The organism is Pseudomonas paraversuta, from assembly GCF_904063065.1.
Classification (GTDB): Bacteria; Pseudomonadota; Gammaproteobacteria; order Pseudomonadales; family Pseudomonadaceae; genus Aquipseudomonas; species Aquipseudomonas paraversuta.
Genome location: NZ_CAJFCL010000003.1, coordinates 610375 through 635994, shown reverse-complemented (window position 1 = coordinate 635994; position 25620 = coordinate 610375). Strand labels below are relative to the sequence as shown.

The window sequence follows — 25620 nt, the reverse complement described above, 5'->3', positions numbered from 1 at the left end:
TCGCCCTGGCCGTGATCGGCACCGTGGCCTCCCTGGGTGCGTTGGCCGCGCCTACAGCGGCGCTGACCGCCAGCTATGTAACGGCAGTCACTACCGCGACCTTGAGTGTGGTGTCGCTGGCAGCGGACGTGGCCTCGATAGCCTTGCTGGCCACCGGCAATGAAAACGCCGGACGGATTCTGGGCTGGGTGGGCATGGCAACGGGGCTGGCTTCGGCGGCCCCGTCGATGGCCGGGGCTGCGGCCAAGGGGGTCAAAAAGGCCGGGAGGTTCGTGGGCAGCTGGCAGCACAAACTGCAGCATGCCGGGGGAGCTCCGGGAGGCGGCCGGGCATTTCCCGGACATGCCCAGCGAGTGGGAGCAACGGCAGCGCCGATACCTAAGATGGATCTAGCCTATTTGCTGGAACAAGGACCGACCCGGGAGCGCTTTTTACCGCACTTGTCCCGTGCTGATCTGCAAAATATCGGGCAAACCAACTCGGCTAACAGGGCAGCAGTTTATTCAAGCTGGTCATCCACTTCTTTTGAACCACTCCAGCTTCCTTACAGTGGCAGAGCCGGCTTTGTTAACGGGCATCTGGAGCAACTACCCTATCCAATTATTCATAATCCCGACTTTGTCGCCGAGGTCAGACAAACAATTTCAGGTAATCACCCCAGGTATTACCCTTGGCAGATCGGTGCGGCAGGTATCGAGAACCCAAGACAGTTAAGAATTATAGAACCCATGATTTTCGATAACATGGTTCCGGACAGACTTGCTGACCCGCAATTTTTTACCGGAAGGTACGCAAGTTTTGAACTGGATTTTCAGTGGTTTTCACAGCGAGGGGAAATAGTGCGCAGAGAGCAACTTTGCCGGATTCTGTAGCGGCCTGCGCAGAGCTGAACATATTCAGCCGGAGTGTTGAATAAAGGCCCTGAACAGCAAGATCGTACAAGAACTGCAGATCCGGATTGATTAGCATAATCGCCTTTCTGGAGCAAAAGGATCCTTGGCCGTGACTCGAAAGGTATTTTGGGACGATCCCTATCGAACAACCCTGGACACTCTCGTCAGTCACGTCGATGGCGAGCGGGTTCAGGCCCGGGCAACGATATTTTTTGCGTTTTCCGGGGGCCAGGAAAGCGATGGCGGTTCCCTTGCCGGATACCCGGTGCTCAAGGCTGAAAAACATGGCCTGGACATCATTTACAGCCTGCCCCATGACCATTCGCTGAAACCGGGCGACGCCGTGACCTGGCAGATTGACTGGGCGCGGCGATACCGGCTGATGCGCCTGCACTTTGCAGCAGAAATGGTCTTGCAGCTGGTCTATCAAAGATGCCCGGGCATCCAGCGTATCGGCGCGCACATAGCTCAGGACAAGGCCCGCATCGATTTCGCCAGTGATCAGAACCTCGCCCCGTTGTTCCCGGAGATCGAATCGGCGGCCGCACAATTGATCAGCCGCGACCTGACTATATTCACAGACTTCAGCGATGTGCCGACACAGCGCCGATTCTGGGAAGTCGAGGGTTTTGCCAGGATGGCCTGTGGCGGCACCCATCCCAGATCAACCCGCGAGGTTGGCGCTGTAAAACTCAAACGCAAGAATACCGGCCGGGGCAAGGAGCGGATCGAAATCATGCTGGTGGATCCAGCGCATGATGGCTGATCAGCGAACTGACAGAGCCTTGCGCATAAACACCCGGGCGAATCCATTTTCGCTGGCCCTGCGGGTTTCCTGGTAGCCAAGCTTTTTATAGATTGCGATGTTCTCGGTCATCAGCTCATGGGTGTAGAGCCTGATGGCGTCGCAACCATTACGCAGTGCATGGCGCTCACAGAAGGCCATCAGTATTTTGCCGATACCTTTGCCTTTATGCCGAGGCTGTACGGCGATATTGATAAGCAGCAACCCTGTATCCTCCAGGCTCATCACCAGCACCCCCAGCAGGTCCGCCCCTTCTTCAAGTACGAAGGTGTGGGTATCAGCCACCACCTGCCGGTAATCATCCAGCATGGGGCCCGGTTTTTTTCCGATCCTGCGGATGTAAGGCTCATAGGCCTGGTTAACCAGCACAGCAATGGCCTCAGCATCGCCCTGACCGGCGCGACGAATAACTCTCACAGTATGCAATGCATGCCTCCCGGGCAAAGATGCCTTGTATCCACCCGTCATTCCCGCCCCCGCGGCCGGGGGCAGGCCTTCAATCAGCCAATGACGCGGTGTCTTTTTCGAGCAAAACCGCACCTGCCCCGAGCCGGCTCAAATGATCGCCCGGATTGCGTAGCGGACAGTCCTCCATCGACAGGCAGCCACAGCCGATGCAACCGTCCAGCTGGTCGCGAAGCTGGCTGAGGCTGCGTATCCGTTCGGCCAGCATGTCCCGCCAGATTGTCGAGAGATGCGCCCAGTCCGTGGCCGTCAGTGGTCTCCCGGATGGCAGCTGGTCCAGCGCACCCTTGATGGTGGCCAGAGGAATACCGGCACGCTGTGCGATTTTGATGATGGCAATCCGGCGCAGAATATCCCGCGAATAACGACGCTGATTGCCCGCATTGCGCTGCCCGTGGATCAGCCCCTTGGCCTCGTAGAAGTGCACGGTGGCAATGGTGACACCGCAGCGACGGGCGACCTCCCCTACCCCAAGCAGCACGCGTACATCAATCATGGACCCCTGACTCCTGTTGACCTCACCTTTACATGAGGTCTTATAAAGAGTGTCGGCTTGCCTTTGCAAGCCTTCATTCGCTGCTGCGAGTGACCTCACCAAGTGGAGCCACCATGGACCAGCGTCACCTTCCGTCTGATCAACACCCGCAATCGGTACCAGCGCCACAGCCTTGTGCACGCCCCGCAAATACCGGCTGGGCCGCCCTGCTCTCGGGCGCCAATGGGGTGCGCTCTCTCGCGCTCGCCGGTGGTGTCATCCTGCATGCGGTCAATGTCTATATAGCCACCACGATTCTGCCATCGGTGGTCAGGGACATCGGCGGCATCGACTATTACGCCTGGAACACCACCCTGTTCGTCGCGGCCTCGATCCTCGGCTCCGCGCTGTCGGCCAGGCTGCTCGCCCGCACCGGGCCCCGAGGTGCCTATATCAGCGCCAGCCTGGTGTTTGCGGCGGGCGCGTTGATCTGCGGGCTTGCCCCGTCAATGCCGGTGATGCTGCTCGGGCGCTTTATTCAGGGACTGGGCGGCGGGTTCCTGTTCGCGCTCTCCTACGCAATGATCCGCCTGGTATTCGATGAATCCCTGTGGCCGCGGGCGATGGCGCTGATCTCGGGCATGTGGGGAGTGGCAACCCTGGTCGGCCCTGCCATAGGCGGCATCTTCGCCGGGTTCGGGGTATGGCGGGCAGCGTTCTGGTCGCTGATCCCGGTGGCAGCGCTGTTCGCCCTGCTGGCTGCAACCGTACTGCCCGGACGCAGTGCCGACAGAGCGCCAGGCTCGCCACTTGCGCTGGCCCAACTGCTGTTCTTGACAGCAGCAGTGCTCGCTGTTTCAGCCGGCAGCGTGTCGCCCGAGCTGTCACACAATATTCTGGGGCTTGGCGCCGCCGTCATCCTCACCGCCCTGCTGATACGTAGCGAACGCCGAGCCCGCCACCGGCTGTTGCCTGATGGGGCGTTCCGGATCAGCACTGCGCTGGGTGCTCTATATGCCACGATGTCATTGCTTGCGGTCGCGGTGACCAGTGGCGAAATATTCGTGCCGCTGTTCCTTCAGGTACTGCACCATCAGTCCGCCCTGGTCGCCGGTTATCTTGCGGCGCTGATGGGGGCCGGCTGGACATTGGGCTCCGTTGCCAGTTCAGGGGCGAGCGGCGCAGGCATCCGGCGCGCAATCCTCGCCGGGCCGATCCTGGGCCTGGTCGGCATGCTGATGCTGGCGGTTTTGATGGGTAGCCCAAGTCGCGGTGACTGGTTGGCGGTCATGCCGATCTGCCTGGCGCTGGTAGCAATCGGACTGGGGGTGGGCCTGGCCTGGCCGCACCTGCTGACCCGGGTGTTCCAGGCCGCGCCCGCGGGCGAGCAGGACCTGACCAGTGCGTCCATCACCACCGTGCAGTTATTTGCCACCGCGCTCGGCGCAGCGCTGGCGGGGATGGTGGCGAACCTCGCCGGCCTCACTGAGCCCGGTGGCATCGCCGGCACCATGAGTGCGGCCGGCTGGCTGTTCGGGGTGTTCGCACTGGCCCCGGTGATCGGCGTTTTTACTGCCCTGCGGGTGATCCGCTTGAGGCCGTCTTAGTCGTCAACCAGGCGCCCCAGAACAGACTGCTGAAGAAACGGGTGGCCGCGCCGAACCCGGCCTCATGCAGCAGTTTTTGCACCGCCGCCTCGGAGTGTGGCGGGTCCGCGCCCTGGAGGATTTTGCCAAGCTTGACCTTTACTTCATCGGGGCTGGCTCCGTGTTGCCGCCAGCGCTGGCCCCAGGCCGCAAGCAATAACGGCTCGCTGGCATAGGCATGGTGATTGCCCGCGACAATCAGCGGCGCACCCGGTTCAAGACGAGCCTCGATCGATTGCAGAATGCGGCGCTTGGCATCGTCCCCGCCCAGATGGTGGAGCACACCGACAAGGGTGGCGGCGTCATAAGTGGCGTATGCCGCCAGGTCCTCAATATGCCCAAGGTGGATATCGGTTTTTGCAAGCAAACCGCGGGCATCCAACTGCTGCCTTGCCACCTCCAGCATCGGTTCGCACGGGTCGAGCGCAGTGAAGCGCCAGCCTGGCTCCAGCGCTGCCATCGCAATGATTTCCTGGGCCGTACCACCAGCACCCACCACCAGAATTTTCGCCGTGTTGCGATGGCCCAGGCTGGCCGCCAGCATGCACGCCGCCAGCTCGTGACAGGCGTCATATCCTGCCAGCGCGATACGGCTCTGGCGCCCGTATTCATTGGCCCGAGAGGCATCGAATTTTGCAACGGCGTCGCTGGTGGATGATTTCAAGGGGGTTCTCCATGGCTTGAAATCAAACTACTCCTGCCGGACCGATAATAAAAATTCATTAATTTTATATATTGGATTCCAGCATGGAATACGCGACGCAACCTCAGGATTTACTGAGCGTTCAACAACCGCTCAATGCCTGCGGTCGAGGCTCACCGGCAAAGAACCAGGGCCGCAGACGCACGCCCACGCTATTGCCGATAAACGCTGCCACTAACCACAACCAGCCATGCAGGCTGCCCGAGGCGATGCCGCTGAAGTACGCGCCAATATTGCAGCCGTAGGCCAGACGCGAACCGTAACCGAGCAGCAAACCACCGATCACGGCTGCGAGCAGCGAGCGCGCGGGGATTTTCAGGCTTGGTGCGAAACGCCCGGCCAGCCCGGCGGCCAATAGCGCACCCAGAACAATGCCGATGTCCATGACGCTGGTGATGTCTTCCCACACCGGTGCGGCCAGGGCTTTGGCGTTGCCCGGGACCTGCCAGAACACCCAGCTAGCGACATCGATACCCAGCCCGCTGGCAACCTTGGCTCCCCACAACGCGAACGCCGAAGTAATGCCCCATGGCCGGCCCGCCAGCGCCAGGGTGGCGTAGTTGAGCAAGGCCAGTGCAATCGCCCCCCATACCAACGGCCACGGTCCGCGCAGGAAGCGCCGCAGGCCCTGGTGCTCGCTGGTCACGCCCGCTTCAAGCTGACCGTGACGGCCCTTTTCCAGGCGCACGGTCACCGCGGCGATGATCCCGAACAAGGCCAGGCTTGCGAGCATCGCCGGCACCACACCGAAGCTCTTGACGATGGAAATCGCCGGGAACGATGGCAATGCAAACCACCAGTCAACGTGCTGGGTGGCGATCAACGAACCGCAGATAAAGAACAACAGGGTCACCAGCATGCGTGCATTGCCGCCGCCCACGGTGAACAGGGTGCCTGACGCACAGCCGCCGCCCAGTTGCATGCCGATGCCGAAAATGAATGCACCGAACACCACCGAAATTCCGGCCGGCGCCACCAGCCCGACCACCGGCTGGCCGAACAGAGTGCCCGCCCCCAACGCGGGGAAGAACAGCACCACAGCCAACGCCAGCATGACCATTTGTGCGCGTAAACCTGCGCCCCGCCGATCAGCTATGAACACCCGCCAGGCCGAGGTAAAGCCGAAGGCTGCGTGATAAAGGGTCAACCCCAGTGCCGCGCCCACCACCAGCAACAGCACCTGGCGCGAGCCGACGCTGTTTTGCAGGAAGGCGGCGCCAAACACCAGCAAGACAAAGGCCACCAGCGGCGCAAACGACTTGCGCGCGGGCGTCATAGAGAGAGAACTGCTCATGAAGAATCTCGGTCCGTTTGATTACGATTAATTGCGAGGGCGCCGAGTATAAACCCGGGCGCGGCTCCGATCTTCGGGTAATTGGTGCCGGGCACCCAAGGCCTGTGCCCGGACAGGTTCAAACCGCAGCGGCTTCAACCCCTGTCAGGCGCCGAATGTTTTAGCCAGCGCGGTTGCTCCCCTGGCGGTCAGGGTGAGTGCCCTGGAGTCGAGATGACGGCTCACCCAGTCGCGTTTGAGCATCAGTTCCAGCAGTGCGGCCCCCAGCGCGCCGCCCATATGCGGCGTGCGCTCGCTCCAGTCCATGCAGGGATAGGCCAGGCGCCTGCGTTGCTGCACCAGGTAATCCACCTCAATCCCCAGTCTGGCCAGCAGCTGCGCACCTTTCTCGGTGAGGTCATAGTCCTGGCCCTGGATCTGGATCCAGCCCTCTGCGAGCATTGCGTCATGCACCTTCACCGCGATTTCGCCGGCGCAATGGTCGTAGCAAGTCCTTGCCTGTTTCAACGCCGAAGGCGTACTGGGCCTGAATACCGTCGCTGCGCGATCGGTGATCGACAGCAGCGCTTCCAGCGCCCGGGCCACTTGCGGACTGTTGAGCCGGTAGTAGCGATGACGGCCCTGCACATGCATCTGCACCAGCCCCTGCTCACGCAGCCGTGCAAAATGACCGCTCGCAGTGGACGCCGCAATATCGGCCAGTGCCGCAAGTTCAGTGGCCGTGCGTGCGCGACCATCCAGGAGCGCGCACAACATTATCGCGCGCGACGGATCAGCAATTGCCCCCGCCACCGCCGCCAGGGAAAGATCCGCAGCTTCAACATCCATAGTTCACTCAATCCCGAAGTGTTGATGTACCGGAGCGCCATACTGAGGCCAAATACCCTGAAGCGATAGATCGATGAGTCAATCAGGGTTCTTTGGCCACAAGGTGGTAGCGGCGACGACTTCGGCACCCTGTTCTGCAGCATGTTCGGCAACCGCTACCAGGACATGCCGCCGCCGGCCAGAGAAGTCATCAGCCAGGTTAAACAGGTTGGGCTGCCTACTAATCTGTAGTGAAGCAATACTAAATATGACAAATTGCCCGAGGATCAAAGAACCTGCGCCATCTGTCCGCAGGCTGCGCTTTCTGGCCATGTATGCGTCAGGCCAGCGCGCACCGAGCCCACCTTCCAGTTGCCAGCGAGGCCTGTCATGAGCACAACCCCTGCCGATAACCGCCCGGTTTACCAGGCTGCCTGCCATTGCGGCACCGTACGTTTCGCGCTACGGCTGAGCGATGGCCTGAACACGGTACGCCGGTGCAATTGTTCCTACTGCCGTATGCGCGGTGCGGTCGCCGTGTCGGCCAATCTGGCAGACATCGAGATAGTGCAGGGCAAGGATGCGCTGACGCTCTATCAGTTCAACAAGAACGAAGCCCGGCATTACTTCTGCTCGCGCTGTGGCATCTATACCTTTCACCAGCGCCGCTCTTCCCCCCATCAATACGGCGTGAACATTGCCTGTATCGAACACATGAGCCCGTTTGATTTCGCAGAAGTACCGGTGCTCGAAGGCCGCGCCCACCCCAATGACCGCGCGGACAAAAGGCCTTTGGTGGCGGGCTGGTTGCGCTATGAAGAGAATCGGCAGGTAACGGGTGATTGACGGCTGCCGGCCAGAACGGCAGTAGCAGCGCTACGGCTGGCGGCTTGCACGACCGGGTCGGCAAGCCTTGAGCCCGGCCCTAGCGCTGAGGCAATAGGTTAACGTCGCCTTTGGCCCGGGTTTCGCGCAGGTACTCGTCCATCGAGTCATCCAGCGCCTGCAACCAGCGGGTATGGTGCGGGACCGCCGCCGTGCCGGTGATCACCGAACGATAGGACTTGTCGCGATAACCCATGATGTCGTGCTTCTTGTCGGTCTTCCACTTGAGAAAAATCCGGTTCACGGCATCGATATCGAAACTTGGATAGTCGGTCTGCTCGATCAGGTGCTTGATGTAACTGCCCTGGAATTCGTACATCGAGGCCGTGGACTCCAGGCTTTCTTCCCGGGCACGCCAGCGGGCGCTGTCGGCCTTCATGGCCGCCGGTGCAGGCAGGCCAATGCGCCCGAGCATGTAGTCGCGGGCATACCAGGCCTGGGCGTCGAACAGGTTGAAGCTGTACCAGAGGTCCTGCATGCCGAGGTAGATCAACTGCGGATTGTCTTCCCATATCACCCCTTGATAGAGCTCTGCGGGCCACAGCCGGTTGCCCGTCTTCAGGGTCAGTTCCTCGGACAGAAAGGGGAAATGGTGCTTGTAGCCGGTGCAGAGGATTATCGCGTCCACCCGCTTGCTGGAGCCGTCGATAAAGTACGCCATGTCGCCGTCCACTTTGCTCAGTTGCGGGCGCTCCTCCCAGTTTTTGGGCCACTTGTAGCCCATGGGCTGGGTGCGGTAAGCACTGGTTATCGAGCGCGCACCGTACTTGTAGCACTGCGAGCCGATGTCCTCAGCCGAGTAGCTGCTGCCCACGATCAACAGGTCCTTGCCCTTGAGCTCGGTGGCTTCGCGGAAGTCGTGGGCGTGCATGATGCGCCCCGAAAAGCGCTCAAAACCTTCGAAGGCTGGCACATTCGGGGTCGAGAAATGGCCGCTGGCAACCACCACAAAATCGAAAACCTCAGTCTTGCTCTGCTGCAGGCTGTAGTCATGGGAAGTGACGCTGAACTCCCGCGTCGCCTGGTCGAAGCTGACATGTTTGACCGCCGTATTGAAGCGAATGTAATCGCGCACACCGGCCTTGTTCACCCGGCCCTGGATGTAGTCCCAAAGCACTTCACGGGGCGGATAAGAAGAGATCGGACGACCGAAATGCTCATCGAAGCTGTAGTCGGAAAACTCCAGGCACTCTTTCGGGCCGTTGGACCACAGGTAACGGTACATGCTGCCATGGACCGGCTCGCCGTGCTCATCAAGCCCGGTGCGCCAGGTGTAGTTCCACATACCGCCCCAGTCGGCCTGCTTCTCGAAGCAAACCACATGCGGCATGGAAGCGCCTTTGGCATGGGCGGATTGAAAGGCACGCAGTTGCGCCAGGCCGCATGGACCGGCACCGATAATAGCGACACGAATAGACATCTGATTCCCTCGACAGTTAAACGCAGAAAAATAAAACACCGCCCCGGACGGCTAAAGCCGCAGGCAACGGGAGAAAGAGTTCAGGCGTTAAGCTGCAGGTGGCGGGAACGAGCGCTTGCGTTTGAATGCCACCAGCACGTCGTGGGGCAGCATTGGCTGGTATTGATAGCGTCTGGAGAGCTGTGCATTGGCACAAGGAGAAGCCATGAACCGAGCGGATTTCAGGTTAGGCCCATGGCCATCACTGCGTTGCGCAGGACGGGGGGCCGAAAAGCGAAAGATACGTGTGTTCTCATGCATGGGGGCTGATCCAGCCTCTTTTAGTTATGAATGCTCTGTAGCTATAAGGGATTGAAACGTTGATTGCAAGAATAAAACCCGTAGCGCCAGCATGGGTAAGTGCCGGCCCGGGACGCTTGGGTTTATGCGGGCAGCCCTGGCAAGGGGCTGCCCGTCAGCACCCGAAACCGCCAAGGGGCGGCTGCCGAGCGACTAGCTGCGCGCGTCGAAGTCACTGGCATCGTGACGCTCGGGCAACTGCTGCGAAGGGTCCCCCGAAATCCGGTTGACCCTGCGTCCTCGCTGGACCGCAGGCCGCGCCTCAACGGCATCCGCCCAGCGCTGGACATGCTTGTAATCCTGCACCGAAAGGAACTGCGCGGCCTCATATAACCGGCCTTTGAGCAGGCCGCCGTACCAGGGCCAGATCGCTATGTCGGCGATGGTGTATTGATCGCCGGCGACGTATTCGTTCACCGCCAGCTGCTTGTCCAGCACGTCCAGTTGACGTTTGACTTCCATGGCAAAACGGTCGATGGCGTACTCGATCTTGATCGGCGCGTAGGCATAAAAATGGCCAAACCCGCCCCCCAGATACGGCGCGCTGCCCATCTGCCAGAACAGCCAGGACAGGCATTCAGCCCGGGCCGCCGGTTCGGTGGGGACAAACGCCCCGAACTTCTCGGCCAGGTACAGCAAGATCGCTCCCGACTCGAAGATGCGCACGGGCTTGGGCCCGCTGTGATCCATCAGCGCCGGAATCTTGGAGTTAGGGTTTACCGCGACGAAGCCGCTGGAGAACTGATCGCCTTCACCAATCTTGATCAGCCAGGCATCGTACTCGGCCCCTTGATGACCGAGGGCCAGCAACTCCTCCAGTAAAATGCTGACCTTCTGCCCGTTGGGCGTGGCCAGGGAATACAGCTGCAGCGGATGACGCCCCACCGGCAATTCCTTGTCGTGGGTGGCGCCGGCCACCGGCCGGTTGATGCTGGCGAAAGTCCCGCCGTTTTCCTTGTTCCAGGTCCAGACCTTGGGTGGTACGTAATCAGTCATGCTTGATACTCCCGGGATTCAATTGCGCGGTGGACCAGCCAATATAGATAACGCTGCAACCGTGCAGTTCAGAACAGACGAAAAACTCGACCATACACCTTCGAAGAGCGCCGGAGTACCGACGGCTTGCAGCGCTGCAAGCCGGCCCGGACCTTGACCCGCAGACTGGCTGAATCTTCCAGCGTTGATATTTTTTCCAGTTAGCTGCATCCAGTTGCTTCTCCCGTGGGTAGTACAGGTAGTAGCCATAGCTGCTGAACTGATTACCTTTCTGGAGAGATTTGCATGAACGCTAAACGATTCCTGGGCATTGTCAGCACTACGCTTGCGGCTACCTGCTTGTTGGTCACAGTGCCAGCTGCGTATGCCCAAACAGATTTGCCCGACAGCATCAAGGTTCCTGACGGTCACAAGGTCGCCCTGGAGACTGTGGGCGTAGGCGAAATCACGTATGAGTGTCGCGACAAAGCGAACGTCGCAGGTCAGACCGAATGGACTTTTGTCGGGCCCAAAGCAGTGCTTAATGATCGCAGTGGCAAACAGGTCGGCACCTACTTCGGACCACCTGCCACCTGGCAAGCCAAAGACGGCTCTAAAATCACCGGGACGCAACTGGCGGTTGCAGACTCAGGTACTGGTGACCTTCCCTATCAGTTGGTCAAGGCCAACCCTGCGCAAGGCAACGGCGCGATGAGCAATGTCAGCTATATCCAGCGAGTGGCCGTAAAAGGCGGCGTAGCCCCCATGACCGAATGCACCGCTGCAAACAAAGGCAAGCGCGAGGTGGTGAAATATCAGGCTGACTATATTTTTTGGGCAGCTAATTAAGCCAAGGATTCAGAACAGGCGGTTAGCGCGCAAAGTCGTCTACTCTCCTTCGACGAAACCCCGGCCCGATGGCTGGGGTTATTTACCAACTGCCGGCGGCTGAAAACTTTGTCTCTACCTGAACCCTGTTTTGACTATGAAGCCTGTCTGGCTGCTTGCGCCCGAGGCGAGCAGCAGGCATTGCAGGACTTGTATCAGCAGGAAAGTGCCCGTCTTTTAGGGGTTGCCAAGCGAATCGCTCGCGACAACGCCCTGGCCGAAGACATCGTGCACGATGCCTTTATCAAGATATGGACTCGTGCCGCCAGTTTCGATCCTGCACGAGGTTCTGCACGTGGCTGGATCTTCATCGTGACACGGCATTTGGCGCTGAACTTCATGCGAGATAACGCCCGGGAAGTGCAGGTCAGCGAGCACAGCGAAATGGCACTGCACGATTTAGCGTCCATGCAGACATCGTCAGGGAATGTGGACAGCTTCGATTATCGAGCCCGTTCAGGACGTATTTATGTGTGCCTTGAGCAACTGGAGCCGGCGCGGCGCAACTGCATTCTTCATGCATATGTCGATGGCTATTCGCATTCGCAAATATCGCAGAAACTGGGCACCCCGCTGGGGACTGTCAAAGCCTGGATCAAACGCAGCCTGGTGGTATTGCGGGAGTGCATGGGATGACCAGAAGCCCTGAGGGTGAGAGTCCCGACAACATTGATGAATTGGCGAGTGAGTATGTGCTGGGCACGTTGCCGGCCGAGCAACGCATCAAGATTAAAAAGCGTCTCGCTCAGGACGCCGATTTGCAAACAGCTGTCGATGCGTGGGAACAACGCTTGCTTGCCTTGACCGAACTGGCTGAACCGCAGCCCCCCTCTGCCCTGCTCTGGAGGCGAATCGAGCGCAGCGTGAACAGCACTGACCGGCGAGCATCAGGAGTGGCAGCCACCGCGAAGCCAACTTCATGGTGGAACCTTCTTCCTCTATGGCGTGGGCTCGCGGGAACAAGTCTTGTCGCAACGCTGTTGCTCGGATCAATACTCCTGACACGAACAGCTGTGGTAAACCCGACCACCTACCTGGTCGTTCTGGTAGCTCCGCAGAACCAGGCGCCCGGCTGGGTTATTCAGGCGAGCAACCCCAGGGAAATCCAACTGATACCTTTGGAGGTAGCGCAAGTCCCGGCTGATAAAGTACTTCAGTTCTGGACCAAAGCGGACGGCTGGCAAGCACCGGTATCCCTTGGCCTGGTCAAGCCAGGGCAAACGTTTTCAGTCCCTTTGGATAACCTGCCCCCTCTGGAACCCAACCAGCTCTTTGAGCTGACTCTGGAGAATCCCAATGGATCGCAGACCGGAAAACCCACAGGACCGATTCAGTTTATTGGCCGGGCCGTTAAAGTGATCTGAACAGGGGTTGAGTCGCCCCAGGTTCCGTGGACACCTTCGAGACACTGCCTGTAACCGAGAGCTGTCACTCCACTATCCAAGATGCATGAGAATCATTGAGACAGTTTTTCAGACTTGCAACACGACTGGTTTCAGATAGAGGCTCGTGGCAATGACGGTCTCTGAACGATCCAGTGAGCAAGGCCTGGAGAGCAAAAGGGCCTAGGGCTCAATCATCTTCTCATCGATGGCCATTGTTCTTTGGCCAGGCGAATGATCTCAAATCCGTATATGGCTGCGCGCGTCCCTCATTCGCAATGACAAGTACGCACTCAGCCTTTATGGAGCGGGTATGAGAAAGCGCTGGATTAACATTGTCGAACGCCGCAGATGCAAAGCCTATGTCTGCAAGGGTCTGCTCCAAAAGCAACCGAGCTACTGGATGTCTTCAATGCAGAACATTAATCGGTAGAAATTCCAGAACAGGCGATACGCATAAAGTTAGCCAGCTATATCCGGTAGCGTGGTATAGGCTCATCGCTCGAACGTTTCACTTCATGAGAGAAACACACAATGCGCCTGGCAGATTTCATCCTACAAAACATGGAGCCAATCCTTCAGCATTGGGAAGACTTCGCCAAGACGCTGACGCCTGCCGCAGAGGGGATGGATGCGCTGGCTTTGAGGGATCATGCTGAGCACATGCTGCGGACCATTGCTGCTGACCTCCAAACCTCTCAGAGCCCTGAAGCAAGAATTTTGAAGTCTCACGGAAATGCGCCTCAATCGAACAGTATTACATCAGCGGAAATACACGCGGATCTTCGCCATGCTTCGGGCTTTACCATAGGACAAGTGATTGCAGAGTACAGAGCCTTGCATACCAGCGTACTTGCGTTGTGGCTGCCGCCTGATTACGTGTCCAATGATCAGGAAGTTTCCGATATTATTCGATTTAACGAAGCCATTGATCAGGCGCTCGCAGAGTCGGTGGTGACATATACCAAAGCTGTAGAGACAGCGAGGAACGTGTTTCTCGGCGTGCTCGGTCACGATTTGAGAAGTCCGTTGGGGGCCGTATTGCTCAGTGCTGAAGTTCTTATGCGCGCCGGAGATCTACCGCCCAAACCTACCAAGAATGTGTCGCGTATTTATATGAGCGCGAAGCGGTCTATAAAGATTGTGGGTGACCTCCTGGATTTCACACGTACTCAGCTAGGTTCGGGAATTCCGGTTCGCATCGAACGCGACGATCTGGCGCTGACATGCAAGGGAATGGTGGAAGAAGCTACAGTCCATCATCCGCATCGAAAGATTGATTTTCTGTCGGAAAATACGCTGCCCTGGAACTTTGATAAATCCAGGATGGAACAGGTAATTGCCAATCTCATTGGGAATGCAATTCAACACGGTGAGGCCGATACCCCAATCACCGTTACTCTAAAAACCGTCGATGAACGTGCTTTATTGTCTGTCCATAACTGTGGCCTGCCAATTGAAGACAGTGTAAAGGCGAGCCTCTTCAACCCTTTGATTCGACATCTGCAAGGCGGCGTGGAGTACGGCGCTGAAGCGGGGCTCGGGCTCGGCCTCTACATAGCTTCAGCCATCGTAAGCGCTCATCAAGGTAGCATCGAAGTCGAGTCTGAAGCCGGCAGGGGAACCACTTTTACAGTCCGCATTCCGTCGGTCGCCACCTGAGTGACATAGGATGCAAGCCTGCGGGCGAGTGGCTGTACAGGGTGGCGACGCATAGCTGAGCATTGCCACAATGGGATTGCCACATGGCTCCTCAGCTACCAGATAATCAATGCCCAAGGACAGTGCCATGTCATCCAGAAAAGCAGTGTTGAGCCATGTTGCGAAAACGTTCGATATCCAGCCTGATTACCCCTGGATCAAATTCCCGAAATACGCCGTCCTGAGGCACCCGGGATCTGAGAAATGGTTTGGAATAGTGATGAACGTACCCAAGGAAAAGCTGGGGCTCGCAGGCGAGGGAGAGGTTGATATTCTGGATGTGAAATGCGATCCGGACAAAGCGGGTTCACTTCGTCAAATGGAGGGTATTCTTCCGGGTTACCACATGAACAAAGAGCACTGGATCAGTGTGGTTCTGGACGGCTCGGTAGCAATCGAACACATACACGAACTCATTCAAGATAGTTACGCGTTAACTGAGTAGCGGTTCGAACTGACGAATCATGGTTATTCGGTTGCACAGATTTTATCTGCGCTCCCCCATCGGGTGGTGTTTGGCTATTTTGACCGATTGCAACCTTGCACGAACGTCTGCTCCTGGCCGATTGTAGTCCTTCGCGACAGGCTGCTATCGGCCAGAAGCTGCCGCTCGACGGAGTCCTGGTCTTGAGCGATTCGCCTGTTGCAGGTACTAAGTAAAAAGCCCCCACACTTAATCAAAATGTGGGGGCCTTCTTTGGCTAACGTCTCTCTCTGCGCACCATCGACGCTGATTACATCCAGAGCCAAATGGCACCGGCAGCAATGAGCAAGGTCGACACAATAATTACGATTACAGAACCGCGCTTTCCGCCTTGCAGTGTCTCTCCCACCCCCATATCCATGATCAGGTGCCGCACGCCCGCCACCAAATGATAGATCAAAGCTGAATACAGCACCCACACGATCAGCTTGCCAAGCGGCGATAACAGCATCCCTTTGATCTCGTTGAAACCTTCTTCTGAGCTCAATGACTTGCCCAATGCGTAAAGCATCACGAACAGGCACAAGAAAAGCAGGATCCCGGACAGACGATGCAGGATCGAGGTGAGTGCCGTCACAGGGTATTTCATTGAACCCAAGTCGAGATTGACTGGTCGCTTCTTGTTCATTTTCACTCCAAATCCGTAATTTCACGTCAGGCCAAACACTGTCAGCTGACAGCGCGGTCGGTTGGCAAGTCCTAAGGCATGCCAGCGTCGGATTCTAAACTAAACCACCTGGTCTAGTTTAGCTTTTGGTACGAAGCTGACGACTGATGGACTAGGATGGGCAAACTTTTGAACGAGGCCGCTTATGCGAACGAAATCCGAGGCACGCCGATCAGCGATCTTAATGGCCGCCGGGCAGATTTTTCATGACCAAGGATTTGAGGGCGCTTCCATGGCTCAAATTGCAATGAGTCTCGGCTGCTCTAAAGCAACACTCTATGCGTATTTTGAATCTAAAGAGGTGCTGTTTTACGAAGTGCTGATGACGGCGGCAGGGTCGCAAATGCGCGAAACGTTTAATGCCATTGAGAACCTGTCACTGCCAATTCGTGAAGCTCTTCAGATCTTGGGGGAGCAAATTATTTCTTTGCTTTACTCAGAAGAGGTTATGGCTGTGCGCCGGTTACTTTTGTCCGCAGCTGGCCGCAAAGCAGGGTTGGGCAAAGCTTGCTATGAAGCCGGACCAGCACAATTTTTAGAGGCGACATCGCTTCTACTCAAACATTACATGGACACAGGGAAACTTCGCCAATCTGATTCACGGGTCGCAGCTTTACACTTGCGCGCACTGCTGGAGTCCGAATGGATTGACCTATTCCTGTTTTCCACCATGCAGGGTTTCGACCAGGCCTTCTGTAAAGAAACGGCTACCAGAGCGACAGATGCATTTTTAGCTGCGTACAGCCCAACACAGTAATCCCCCTCTAGCAGCGCTGCTTGGCCAGCGATAGCCCATTACGAAGTTAACGCAAGCAGGCGAATACAGCATAGGGCCGGTTTCAATCTATCTCCAAGGTCCGCTAAGGGGCGGAAACGGTCGCATATGAGTGACTGCTTCTGGCCGATTGCTGCCTGTCATAGGGGCAGCAAAGAAGCGTCGTCATCCATCCTGTAGTGCGGCACCTGCCAGCCACAGCAGGAAAGCATTCACATGCACCTGCCGCTCCCACCCTGGCACGCACACAGCAACATAACGCGGCCCGGGCAGGCTTACTTCTGGTCTATAGGTCACTAATTTTCCATGCCTGAGGCTATCGGCCACCAGTACATTGCTTGCCAGCACCAGTCCATGACCCGCGATAGCAGCGCTCAAAGCAAAATGCTCATCGTCTAACTCACGCATCTGCGCCGTTTCAAGCCAGGCCTGGCATTCTGCGGCCGCGCACCAGCTTTCCCAGTTGATTGAAAATACGCCCGGAGTTTTCCAGTGCACGTTGATCAGTTCGATCTGATTTACGTTTAGCGAGGCAACCAGATTCGGGGCACCGTAAACCGAAAATTGCTCGTTCATGAGTTCCTGACGGAACAACTTCGGGTCATCGCGGCTGACCGAGCGAATAGCAAGATCGATACTGGAATCACGCAGCAGATCGACTAGTTCGTTACGTGTATCAAGCCTCACATTGTATTGTGGAAAGCTCCGATAGAAACCACCCAACCGTGGAATCAGCCAGGCTGCCGCCAAGCCCGGAGTAGTAGAAATGGTCAGGGTTTGGGGAGCAGTGTCCGGATAGAAAGCCTCCAGACTGCGGCGAATGTCTGATAATGCGCGATGAGTCTGGCGATATAGCATCTCGCCCTCTTCGGTCAACACCACACCTTGTCCAGATCGCATGAACAGCATTGCTCCGAGGCGGGCTTCCAGTGTCCTGACCTGATGGGAAATGGCCGCGGGGGTGACTGAGAGCTCCTCAGCTGCCGCTTTAAAGCTACCCAGTCGCGCAGCCGCCTCGAAGGTGCGCAGCGCGTTGAGTGGAAGAGTCGAAAACACGCCTAGTTTCCTGGATGAATTGAATTGATGAGTATTAAATTTATCTCATTTTCCGTGGTGCGTACGGAGCGATACCGTCGCAGATATTCGATCCACTGACCCTTCGGAAAACACCATGCAAGGACCTTCGCGGAAAATTCTACAAGCCATCCTCTATGAATCAATCGCTGTTGCGGTGCTGTCGCCCAGCATCTCGTTTATATACGACGAAGGTCTGGCTCATGCGGGTGCGCTGTCGTTGATGTTGTCTGTATGTGCGCTGCTGTGGAACGTGCTGTTTAACTATGCTTTTGAGTTCTGGGAAGCGCATCAGCTACAGCGTGCTCGCACGTTGGGCAGACGTTTGCTCCACTCACTGGGTTTTGAGGGGGGGCTGGTTCTGCTGTTGGTGCCACTGGTGGCATGGTGGCTGAAGATTTCTTGGTGGGCTGCACTGGTCACCGATCTGGGGCTGTTCGTTTTCTTCTTTTTTTACGCGCTGGTGTTTCAGTGGGTCTTCGACAGAGTATTCGATGTACCAAACTCCGCGAAGGGGGAAGCTTCGGTTAACCCATAATCCGCTCGGAATTCCGATTAGCCTACCTGTAGCAAGACTAGGATTTGAGTATGAATAATGCCACTAAAGCGATTGAACACTACATCTTCGGCAAGGACGGAAATCGGCCTGACTTGTTGCGGCATGCTTTTAGTCTGGACGCATCTCTTAACGTGAGAGTGCAGACAAGCACCATCCTGTTTCCCCCTTGCGTCAGCGGGCGCGAAGCTATTGCTGAAGTACTGGTGCGCAGCTTTAGCCAGCAATATGAGAACGTTTATACATTCTGCTTCGGAGACCCTCCAAAGCCCGAGGCAAATGTTCATAAGTGCAAATGGCTGGTTGGCATGTCAACAAAAGCGACTGGAGAGTTACGTGTAGGCTGCGGGGAATATCATTGGGTCTTTTCACCGCAAAGCGGCCTGGCCATTCAACTGTCCATCACTATCGAACACATGCTGGAGTGCCCTTCTGAACATAGGCGAAAAATAATGGATTGGCTTCAAGGTCGCAGCTATCCATGGTGTGAGTCTACCGACATGCTTGATACGGCACCTTCGCTCAATTGCCTCCAGCCGGTTCTTGTCTACGTTGCTACTTGACCCCTATCAATGTAAGCGTGCGCGAGCATACGTGCTTGGCCGAGAACTGCCCATCACGAAGGGCAACTCGCGGCCAATAGCGGTCATTCAGCACAGCTGAAAATGGCCGGGAGCTGCCAATCGCAGCCCCATTGGCCTTGCTTTACGAATACGGGATTTTGGGTAGTTGCAGGCCGTGCATACAGTCATTGGCAACGTTGATGCACAGCGGTTAGCCAACGGGAAACTACCTCTAACTCCTTGTCGGTAAATTCTTCCGTCAATCTCGCGTTCAATGGGCCTAATTCGGTCGTCGCCAATAATGCTGCTTCTAATCCTGCCTCTGTTAGCCAGAGCCGGTAGCTGCGCTTATCTTGTCCATCGACTCGACGATCGATCAACCCTGACTTCACCATTCGATCCGCTAACCCCGTCATGGCCGATGGCGCGATATCCAAGGCAGATGCCACTTCTCCGCTAAGTGCCCCATCTTGGGCGCGGATTACAAACAAAGCTCCGGCTTGAGTTGCACTGATGCCTGCGGTATTGGATACGTGCCGCTCAATATGCCTGGATAAACTTTTTTGAGCTGAGTTCAATAGATAAATGTAGCGACGATCATGTCTCATATTGATTTTCCGGCAATTGGGTATTCAGCCAAGCGACTACTATCGGCCACAGTTTGTCAGCATGCCGATGACGGAAGAACCCCAAATGGCCGATAGAAAATCCTTCACTGTCTTCGGGGCCTAATTGGCGGCGTTCAACAGTGCACTTAGTTAGATGCCCCATCATCAGGTCGATAGCTTGCGCCGGTGCCCAAGGATCATCATTGAAACCTAACGCCAGAATAGGTAACGAAGGTCGAGAAAATCTGGCAGCTGCGTTAACTGATGGGTCATCAAAAAAGTAATTGCGAAGGCTTGTCCAGCGTGACCACTCGAGCATGACATTCGCAGGAATATCCTCTCCGAGGCCCAGTCTGCGACCCGGAACGTAACCGAAGAGTTTGGCGGTTAGAGGCCCTATGATTTTCAGCAGAACCGATACTTTCAAGCGCTCCATGCCTGGCTTTATAAATCTGAGACAGCCTGCATGTGAGCATATAGTCACAGCTGCACGCAGCTTGCGACTGCTAGCACTCAACCCGATGGCGTGGCCACCAAAGCTGTGGCCTACAGCCAAATGGGCAAGGCTTGGGTAATGCTCAGACACCCACTGCGTTACGGCCTCGACATCGTTGTCAGCCCACGACGTAAATCCGGCTTTAACATCCTTCGGATGTGGCCCATCCCTACCGACGCCCCGGTAGTTGTATGTGATGACAGTGAAGCCATTCTCTGTCAAAAATTGTGCAAAAGCGAAATACATTCGTTCGGTGACAGCCGTCGCAGGATTGATTTGAACGACTGCTTTAGCAGCGCCAATCGCCTCGTGAACATGGAGCTTTACAGGACTACCATCAGGGCAAATAGCTGTGTTTTGTACTGGGCTCATAGGATTATTTCGCATGTGAAATAATATACTTAACATGCGAAATACACACTCATCAAGCCATTGCTACATGTCGCGCTTGTCTTAGGGCTGTGGCAAGTTAGATCTGGCTAGTTTTTCTCACGACGGTTGCCGTTTGAATTGATCGCGGAAGGGCGTTGGTGACCGCTTCTGGCCGATTGTAGTCCCTCGAGACAGGCTGCTATCGGCCAGAAGCAGCCATTCGGTGCGCCTACAAAAGCAGGGTCGATTCAGTAACTCCAACCCCGTTTCAAAATCCGGTCGCTAATGTTGAAAAATAATGGTGAGATTACGGTTTGGCCAAAAGTGTTGACCTGAGCAAACAAACTAAGGATGGCAATGAACAAAAGTACAGTCCGTTTTGCACCGTGGATCGGCCCCCACTATGAGCGCGGCATTCACGGTCTACGCATTCTCGTTGTCTGCGAATCTCACTATGGGGCCAAAGAACATGAACGCCCGACAGTCACACCCGAGGTATTGAAGGCCCTAGCCTTAGGTCAGAAACACCCTCAAGCCACAGCTAAGCTTCGGCAACATGCACATTTCACCAAAATAATGGCTTCTATCCTGAATGCTAGAAAGCACTTTTCCAAAGCAGATAGGAGTGAATTTTGGCATAGCATTGCCTACTACAATTTCATCCAAGAGTTTTTACCCAGCATCCGCAAAGCGCCGTCGGGCGCAGTTTGGGAGAAAAGTAAGCGATCGTTTACTGAAGTCTTGGAGGTGTTGGCACCAGAGTTGATCGTCTGCTTCAGCAAACGAAACGGAGATCGAGTTACCGCGCTAGCGGGTGGTGTGCCTGTGGCAGTGGTTAATCACCCGTCTTCGCAGTTTGCTTACTCCGAAGTCAATCCCATTATCGCTGAACAGATCGAGCGGGCATTGGTGCGCAAGGCGCAAGTAGCAGATTTCGCTAATACCAGCGTTTTGTATTCACGTTGGTGCGAGGCCACAGCTTCCGCCTTGCCCACACCAGGAAAACATCTTTCGGGTTCAGACAGGCTTAAGCTAATTACGAAGCGGATGGAATCGATGGCTGCGGTCGACGAAGCTGCACTGGCGTAGGTCAGCTGACTAAGCGTGGGACGCTTTAACTGTTAAAGCTACTGCTACCACGTAGTTATCGCGTGGATTTGTTCCGGCGCGAGCGACTTTCATAGTCAGAAATCGGCAAGAAGCGCCCCCTCCCCGCACGGCGACTGCTCACGGCCCGTCGCGGCAGTCAGTAAATCGGCCATTCCACGCTTTCTTATCACGGTTCGACGCCCACCACCTCTCAAGGCACACATTTCGCCAGTGCCGCCCATCCTCGTCTAGCTAAGAGCCACCGGTGGAAAAACTAGTGGCAAATAGATAGCGTCCATCGCGGCAAGAGACGTGACATAGCAGTTATGTGTTCAAAAAATCATCTACCGATGGGTTGAATAATTGAAAATGAACTACCAAAAAAGCGTCGAGTTGGCCCTAGCTCTTGGGTATGAGGGGATACCTGACGAGAGCGCCTACAAAGGTATCTATTACAGTAAAAATGGATTGATATGGATTCATGACATTGAAGCGTTGAAGGCGTCTTTGGGTTCGACTTCTAGCGAAGAACTGGAGAGTCTTAACTACGACGTTGATGCATATAACAAGTACAAGAACCATACAAACGAAATGGCTGATCATGAAATGAAATCTTTATATTCAGACCTTAGCCCTAGCGAAGGTGAACCTGCATACTTGATGGACGGCATGTATCTTTTCCCAGATGGCAGTATACGTGAGATGTAAAATCCCTCGTTCTTTGACCGTGCCGGTTCGACTCTGGCTCCGGGCACCATATGAAACAACGATAGCGGCCCTCCGCGACGGGCAGCTATGGGTCGATAACTGCCCATCACGAAGGGCAACTCCCGGCCAGAAGCAGTCACTCAAGACTTTACAAAAGCAGGGGCGATTCACTTCAGGCCCACACTGAGTGAGTAGCGTATCTGCTGGTCAGCGTGCCTCCGTTATGCCCGCTCTTGCATGAACCCACTCGGTTATCGTTTCAAGGGCACCAGGGGCGTAGGCATGACGACCCTCCATCAGGAATCTCAGCATGGTTAGCCAGGGCCATTCGCTGGTTAGTTGTGTGTTATAGGGAACCGCCCTCAGGAGTCCATGACTTGCATCCGGTATGACTTCTATCCGATTGGCGGGATGGTTGCCCCCTACAGTCTTTCGGTAAATATCTGCATTGACCTCAGGATTAACATTCAGATCGTCCGCCCCCCACAACGCGAGCACTGGAACCTCGAGCTCTTTCAAATCTTGGGTTGCATCTTCGTGAAGATTTCGTCGCACAAAAGCCCACCGCTCCGGGCTCATATCGCCCAGAAGGGTTGCTGACGGCACTTGCGAAGAGGCAAACAAACGTTCGTCAGCTTCGGCCATCTCCGCCATCGCCCGTTCAATGTCAGCCGCAGACATCCCTGTGCGCTGCAACCGCTGCCTGGTGTAATAGTCTCCTTGCCGTTGCCAAGATACGGCGTCTCCGACAAGTACAATAAAGTCCGCACCATTGGGCCTAAGGCGGGGCACGACCCAACCGGCTTGCGAAAACCCAAGAACACCAACAGGGATCCCTTGCAACTGGCTGCGCAGGGTAGAAATCGCGCTGCGCACGTTAACAGAGCGGTCAGTCATCGACTGATTGAGCCAATTCCCCTGCGAGTCGCCAATGCCCGGTTTATCCCACGATACAACCGCAATGCCTGCATCAAGAAGAGCGTTGATGAGTGGATCGTAACCCTGCTGCGATGTGCGATCTTGTGGGCCATCACCGTGAACCAGAACCACTGCCGCGGTTGCAGTTTGGTCAGGCAGCCAGAGCGTACCCGCCAGGAGCAGTCCATTTGCTTCGAATGTAAAAGGCTCACTTACTCTGCGATCCAGACCATAGGTATCAAGACGGGATAGAACAAAAAAAACGATGACCGTGGCGAGGCAAACGACAGAAATCAACCATCCGCGATTACGCTTCGTGCGGATTACTTTATGCATAGTCACTACCTTTTCGTTTCATGAGCTGCGGCCAACTTGCGCAGACTTCAGACCCACTGTATCTACACCAGAAGAGCGCCCTCTCTACCCGGCTTTGCGCAATGCGTTGGCAACCAGTGTGAAGGCGGGAGATGGCTGTCGACGGCTGGGGTAATACAAATAGTAGCCAGAGAACGGTGGGCACCAATCTTCCAGCACCCGCTCCAGCCTCCCTTCACGCAGGTGCGGCTCAAACTCCTCCTCTGGCAGGTACGCAATGCCCAGTCCGGCCAGGGCCGCATCCACGATATGGCTCGACGTGTTGAAAATAAGCTGGCCGTCTACACGCACGTTTACCTGCTTGCCGCGCTGCTCAAAGTCCCACACATAGAGCCCTCCAGATGTCTGCATACGCTGGTTGATACAGCTATGGTTCATCAGGTCGCGCGGGTTTTCGGGAGTGCCACGGCTGGCAAAGTACCCTGGCACGGCGACAACAGCCATCCGCAATGGCGGGCCTATCGGGACTGCGATCATGTCTTTGTCGATAGTGTCACCCAGGCGCACGCCTGCATCAAAACGATCCGCCACAATGTCCCTGAATCCGTAACTCACGTCGAACTCAACGTTGATGTCCGGGAATTCGTGGAGCAGCGCGGTGAGCTTGGGTAGCAACGTGGTACGCAGAACATGATCGCCGCAAGTGATGCGTACGGTGCCCGCAGGCTTGTCGCGCATTTGCGTCAGGTTATCCAGTTCTGCCTCTATTTCATCGAAGCGATTACCGATTGCTTGCAGCAGTCGCTCGCCCGCGACAGTCGGCGAAACGCTGCGGGTGGTGCGCGTCAGTAACCTGATTTGCAGGCGCGCTTCCAGACCACTGATGGCCTGGCTCAGTGCCGACTGGGTAACGCCCAGTACCCCGGCGGCACGGGTGAAGCTACCTTCGCGCGCCACTGTCACGAATGAAAGCAGATCGTTGAGGTTTCCTCTGACCATGGTATGCAGCACCTTTCACAGCTATTAATTAGCTCAGCTTATAGCCTTGTTAAGTATTCATTAGCTAGTCCCGGGAGTGATCGTTCGTCACCATTACCGCTATGAATACGAATAACCGCGAGGCCCCGATGGGCACTGTTTCAACAAGCAACCAGGCGCCTGCCTACTGGAGCGGTGTCTTTGCGATGACGCTGTGTGTTTTCGCCCTGATCGCTTCTGAATTCATGCCTGTCAGCCTGCTGACGCCGATGGCCGTTGATCTTCAGATTAGCGAAGGGATGGCCGGGCAAGGCATTGCGATTTCCGGGGCATTTGCCGTGCTGACCAGCCTGTCGATCTCGTGGCTTGCCAGAACCCTCGATCGCAAGCTGCTGCTGTTGGCACTGGCCGGGTTGATGGCTGTCTCGGGCTTGATCGTCGGGCTGGCACCCGACTATCAAACTTACATGGTCGGCCGTGCGCTCATCGGTGTGGTCATTGGCGGTTTCTGGGCGATGTCCGCGGCGACGGCCATGCGCCTGGTACCCGCTGCGCAGGTGCCGAAGGCATTGGCCATCTTCAATGGCGGTAACGCGCTGGCGACCGTAGTTGCCGCACCGCTGGGCAGTTATCTGGGCTCCATTATTGGCTGGCGCGGGGCTTTTTTCTGTGTGGTACCCGTCGCGGCGATTGCTCTGGTCTGGATGCTCATCAGCCTGCCGCCCATGCCGGTGGAACCGCGCAAACCAGGCTCCGGAAATGTATTCAAACTGTTCAAAAATCGATCCGTGGCGCTGGGCATGGCCGGTTGCGCAGCCTTCTTCATGGGGCAGTTTGCGCTGTTTACCTACCTGCGGCCCTTCCTTGAAACGGTAACGCGCGTCGATGTATCCACGTTGTCGTTGATCTTGCTGGTGATCGGTGCGGCAGGCTTTATCGGCACCCTGATCATCGGCCGAGTTCTGAGGGGCCGCCTGTTCCAGACGTTGACAGTCATTCCGCTCTTGATGGCCTTGATCGCGCTGGCACTGATCCCTTTTGGCCACTCGCTCATCGCTGTTGCTGCACTGCTGGGCTTATGGGGGCTGTTGGCGACTGCGGCCCCGGTGGGCTGGTGGAGCTGGATCGCACAGGCCATGCCGAATAATGCCGAGGCTGGCGGCGGCCTGATGGTAGCCGTGATTCAACTGTCCATTGCTCTGGGCTCAACCGTGGGTGGAATACTGTTCGACAGTCACGGCTATCAGAGCACGTTTGTCGCTAGTGCAATTGTGCTACTGCTGGGTGCCGCAGTGACCGTACTGGCGGCTACCCACGCTCGAACCGCTTGAACCACGCA

Annotated in this window: 29 protein-coding genes; 15 read left to right on the top strand and 14 right to left on the bottom strand. The window is 56.4% G+C overall.

The annotated features are described in order from the left end of the window. Together JQ845_RS08930 and JQ845_RS08925 are read left to right on the top strand one after the other, a co-directional pair. The coding region (locus JQ845_RS08930; RefSeq protein WP_203008905.1) for a hypothetical protein at positions 1 to 872 on the top strand (872 nt) is incomplete at its 5' end. 130 nt (positions 873 to 1002) lie between these two features. Then, the gene (locus JQ845_RS08925) at positions 1003 to 1659 is read left to right on the top strand and encodes an alanyl-tRNA editing protein (RefSeq protein WP_010656047.1); all 657 of its coding nucleotides are present in this window, start codon (positions 1003 to 1005) and stop codon (positions 1657 to 1659) included. Here the strand turns inward: JQ845_RS08925 and JQ845_RS08920 are convergent, their stop codons facing one another. Then, on the bottom strand, positions 1660 to 2124 hold the full coding sequence (locus JQ845_RS08920) for a GNAT family N-acetyltransferase (RefSeq protein ID WP_161719705.1): 465 nt from the start codon (positions 2122 to 2124) through the stop codon (positions 1660 to 1662). 70 nt (positions 2125 to 2194) lie between these two features. Further along, positions 2195 to 2659: a redox-sensitive transcriptional activator SoxR gene (soxR, locus tag JQ845_RS08915; protein WP_161719703.1), complete on the bottom strand. Its 465-nt coding sequence runs from the start codon at positions 2657 to 2659 to the stop codon at positions 2195 to 2197. A 113-nt stretch (positions 2660 to 2772) separates the two neighbouring features. Here soxR and JQ845_RS08910 point away from each other — a divergent pair, with 113 nt between their 5' ends. Next, the gene (locus JQ845_RS08910; RefSeq protein ID WP_203008904.1) at positions 2773 to 4245 is read left to right on the top strand and encodes an MFS transporter; all 1473 of its coding nucleotides are present in this window, start codon (positions 2773 to 2775) and stop codon (positions 4243 to 4245) included. On the opposite strand, the gene JQ845_RS08905 is transcribed toward JQ845_RS08910, so the two are convergent. The 3 genes from JQ845_RS08905 to JQ845_RS08895 form a co-directional block, all read right to left on the bottom strand. Then, positions 4208 to 4948, bottom strand: a complete 741-nt coding sequence (locus JQ845_RS08905) for an SAM-dependent methyltransferase (protein ID WP_203008903.1) — start codon at positions 4946 to 4948, stop codon at positions 4208 to 4210. The two genes, JQ845_RS08910 and JQ845_RS08905, sit on opposite strands and share 38 nt — an antisense overlap. Before the next feature lie 121 nt (positions 4949 to 5069). After that, positions 5070 to 6281, bottom strand: coding sequence for a YeeE/YedE family protein (locus tag JQ845_RS08900; protein ID WP_203008902.1), 1212 nt, complete (start codon positions 6279 to 6281; stop codon positions 5070 to 5072). Positions 6282 to 6425: 144 nt separating this feature from the next. Beyond that, positions 6426 to 7109, bottom strand: a complete 684-nt coding sequence (locus JQ845_RS08895; RefSeq protein ID WP_003447717.1) for an ArsR/SmtB family transcription factor — start codon at positions 7107 to 7109, stop codon at positions 6426 to 6428. Between the two features lie 369 nt (positions 7110 to 7478). On the opposite strand from JQ845_RS08895, the gene JQ845_RS08890 reads away from it, so the two are divergent. Further along, entirely contained in the window at positions 7479 to 7934 is a 456-nt protein-coding gene (locus JQ845_RS08890) for a GFA family protein (RefSeq protein WP_003447716.1), read from the top strand. A 79-nt stretch (positions 7935 to 8013) separates the two neighbouring features. Here the strand turns inward: JQ845_RS08890 and JQ845_RS08885 are convergent, their stop codons facing one another. The 3 genes from JQ845_RS08885 to yghU all read right to left on the bottom strand — a co-directional run bounded on the left by JQ845_RS08885 (position 8014) and on the right by yghU (position 10728). Next, entirely contained in the window at positions 8014 to 9393 is a 1380-nt protein-coding gene (locus JQ845_RS08885) for an NAD(P)-binding domain-containing protein (protein ID WP_203008901.1), read from the bottom strand. Between the two features lie 87 nt (positions 9394 to 9480). After that, positions 9481 to 9693, bottom strand: coding sequence for a hypothetical protein (locus tag JQ845_RS08880; protein WP_127196685.1), 213 nt, complete (start codon positions 9691 to 9693; stop codon positions 9481 to 9483). A gap of 192 nt (positions 9694 to 9885) precedes the next feature. Next, the gene (gene yghU / locus JQ845_RS08875) at positions 9886 to 10728 is read right to left on the bottom strand and encodes a glutathione-dependent disulfide-bond oxidoreductase (RefSeq protein WP_003447712.1); all 843 of its coding nucleotides are present in this window, start codon (positions 10726 to 10728) and stop codon (positions 9886 to 9888) included. A gap of 285 nt (positions 10729 to 11013) precedes the next feature. Here yghU and JQ845_RS08870 point away from each other — a divergent pair, with 285 nt between their 5' ends. The 5 genes from JQ845_RS08870 (at position 11014) to JQ845_RS08850 (ending at position 15123) form a co-directional block, all read left to right on the top strand. Next, positions 11014 to 11556: a DUF3455 domain-containing protein gene (locus JQ845_RS08870; protein WP_003447710.1), complete on the top strand. Its 543-nt coding sequence runs from the start codon at positions 11014 to 11016 to the stop codon at positions 11554 to 11556. A 108-nt stretch (positions 11557 to 11664) separates the two neighbouring features. Next, entirely contained in the window at positions 11665 to 12231 is a 567-nt protein-coding gene (locus tag JQ845_RS08865; protein ID WP_029612448.1) for a sigma-70 family RNA polymerase sigma factor, read from the top strand. Beyond that, positions 12228 to 12959 (top strand): anti-sigma factor, encoded by a 732-nt coding sequence (locus JQ845_RS08860; protein WP_003447706.1) that lies wholly within the window; start codon positions 12228 to 12230, stop codon positions 12957 to 12959. Before JQ845_RS08865 ends, JQ845_RS08860 begins: the two co-directional genes overlap by 4 nt. Positions 12960 to 13511: 552 nt before the next feature. Then, on the top strand, positions 13512 to 14639 hold the full coding sequence (locus JQ845_RS08855; RefSeq protein ID WP_203008900.1) for a sensor histidine kinase: 1128 nt from the start codon (positions 13512 to 13514) through the stop codon (positions 14637 to 14639). 127 nt (positions 14640 to 14766) lie between these two features. Further along, a complete protein-coding gene (locus JQ845_RS08850; protein ID WP_203008899.1) occupies positions 14767 to 15123 on the top strand; it encodes an MmcQ/YjbR family DNA-binding protein in 357 nt (118 codons plus the stop codon). A 289-nt stretch (positions 15124 to 15412) separates the two neighbouring features. Here the strand turns inward: JQ845_RS08850 and sdhC are convergent, their stop codons facing one another. Beyond that, the gene (gene sdhC / locus JQ845_RS08845; protein WP_203008898.1) at positions 15413 to 15790 is read right to left on the bottom strand and encodes a succinate dehydrogenase, cytochrome b556 subunit; all 378 of its coding nucleotides are present in this window, start codon (positions 15788 to 15790) and stop codon (positions 15413 to 15415) included. Between the two features lie 184 nt (positions 15791 to 15974). Here sdhC and JQ845_RS08840 point away from each other — a divergent pair, with 184 nt between their 5' ends. After that, entirely contained in the window at positions 15975 to 16586 is a 612-nt protein-coding gene (locus tag JQ845_RS08840; RefSeq protein ID WP_203008897.1) for a TetR/AcrR family transcriptional regulator, read from the top strand. A 183-nt stretch (positions 16587 to 16769) separates the two neighbouring features. Here the strand turns inward: JQ845_RS08840 and JQ845_RS08835 are convergent, their stop codons facing one another. Then, on the bottom strand, positions 16770 to 17660 hold the full coding sequence (locus tag JQ845_RS08835) for a LysR substrate-binding domain-containing protein (RefSeq protein WP_003447700.1): 891 nt from the start codon (positions 17658 to 17660) through the stop codon (positions 16770 to 16772). 115 nt (positions 17661 to 17775) lie between these two features. Between JQ845_RS08835 and JQ845_RS08830 the strand changes: the two genes are divergently transcribed. Both JQ845_RS08830 and JQ845_RS08825 read left to right on the top strand, forming a co-directional pair. After that, the gene (locus tag JQ845_RS08830; protein ID WP_203008896.1) at positions 17776 to 18216 is read left to right on the top strand and encodes a PACE efflux transporter; all 441 of its coding nucleotides are present in this window, start codon (positions 17776 to 17778) and stop codon (positions 18214 to 18216) included. Between the two features lie 50 nt (positions 18217 to 18266). Continuing rightward, positions 18267 to 18797 carry a hypothetical protein gene (locus tag JQ845_RS08825; protein ID WP_203008895.1) on the top strand — a complete coding sequence of 177 codons (531 nt, stop codon included), beginning with the start codon at positions 18267 to 18269 and terminating at the stop codon, positions 18795 to 18797. Positions 18798 to 18982: 185 nt separating this feature from the next. On the opposite strand, the gene JQ845_RS08820 is transcribed toward JQ845_RS08825, so the two are convergent. Beyond that, the gene (locus JQ845_RS08820) at positions 18983 to 19405 is read right to left on the bottom strand and encodes a MarR family winged helix-turn-helix transcriptional regulator (protein ID WP_127196689.1); all 423 of its coding nucleotides are present in this window, start codon (positions 19403 to 19405) and stop codon (positions 18983 to 18985) included. Next, the gene (locus JQ845_RS08815) at positions 19395 to 20273 is read right to left on the bottom strand and encodes an alpha/beta hydrolase family protein (RefSeq protein ID WP_003447693.1); all 879 of its coding nucleotides are present in this window, start codon (positions 20271 to 20273) and stop codon (positions 19395 to 19397) included. The genes JQ845_RS08820 and JQ845_RS08815 overlap by 11 nt, the downstream gene beginning before the upstream one ends. Positions 20274 to 20630: 357 nt before the next feature. On the opposite strand from JQ845_RS08815, the gene JQ845_RS08810 reads away from it, so the two are divergent. Next, complete coding sequence (locus tag JQ845_RS08810; protein WP_236010202.1) at positions 20631 to 21362, top strand: hypothetical protein; 732 nt, start codon at positions 20631 to 20633, stop codon at positions 21360 to 21362. 369 nt (positions 21363 to 21731) lie between these two features. Beyond that, on the top strand, positions 21732 to 22070 hold the full coding sequence (locus tag JQ845_RS08805) for a hypothetical protein (RefSeq protein ID WP_203008893.1): 339 nt from the start codon (positions 21732 to 21734) through the stop codon (positions 22068 to 22070). A gap of 207 nt (positions 22071 to 22277) precedes the next feature. Here the strand turns inward: JQ845_RS08805 and JQ845_RS08800 are convergent, their stop codons facing one another. Both JQ845_RS08800 and JQ845_RS08795 read right to left on the bottom strand, forming a co-directional pair. Then, positions 22278 to 23324 (bottom strand): alpha/beta hydrolase family protein, encoded by a 1047-nt coding sequence (locus JQ845_RS08800; RefSeq protein ID WP_203008892.1) that lies wholly within the window; start codon positions 23322 to 23324, stop codon positions 22278 to 22280. 84 nt (positions 23325 to 23408) lie between these two features. Beyond that, positions 23409 to 24302: a LysR family transcriptional regulator gene (locus tag JQ845_RS08795; protein WP_203008891.1), complete on the bottom strand. Its 894-nt coding sequence runs from the start codon at positions 24300 to 24302 to the stop codon at positions 23409 to 23411. A gap of 128 nt (positions 24303 to 24430) precedes the next feature. Between JQ845_RS08795 and JQ845_RS08790 the strand changes: the two genes are divergently transcribed. Beyond that, on the top strand, positions 24431 to 25612 hold the full coding sequence (locus tag JQ845_RS08790; protein WP_161719733.1) for an MFS transporter: 1182 nt from the start codon (positions 24431 to 24433) through the stop codon (positions 25610 to 25612). Positions 25613 to 25620 lie beyond the last annotated feature (8 nt).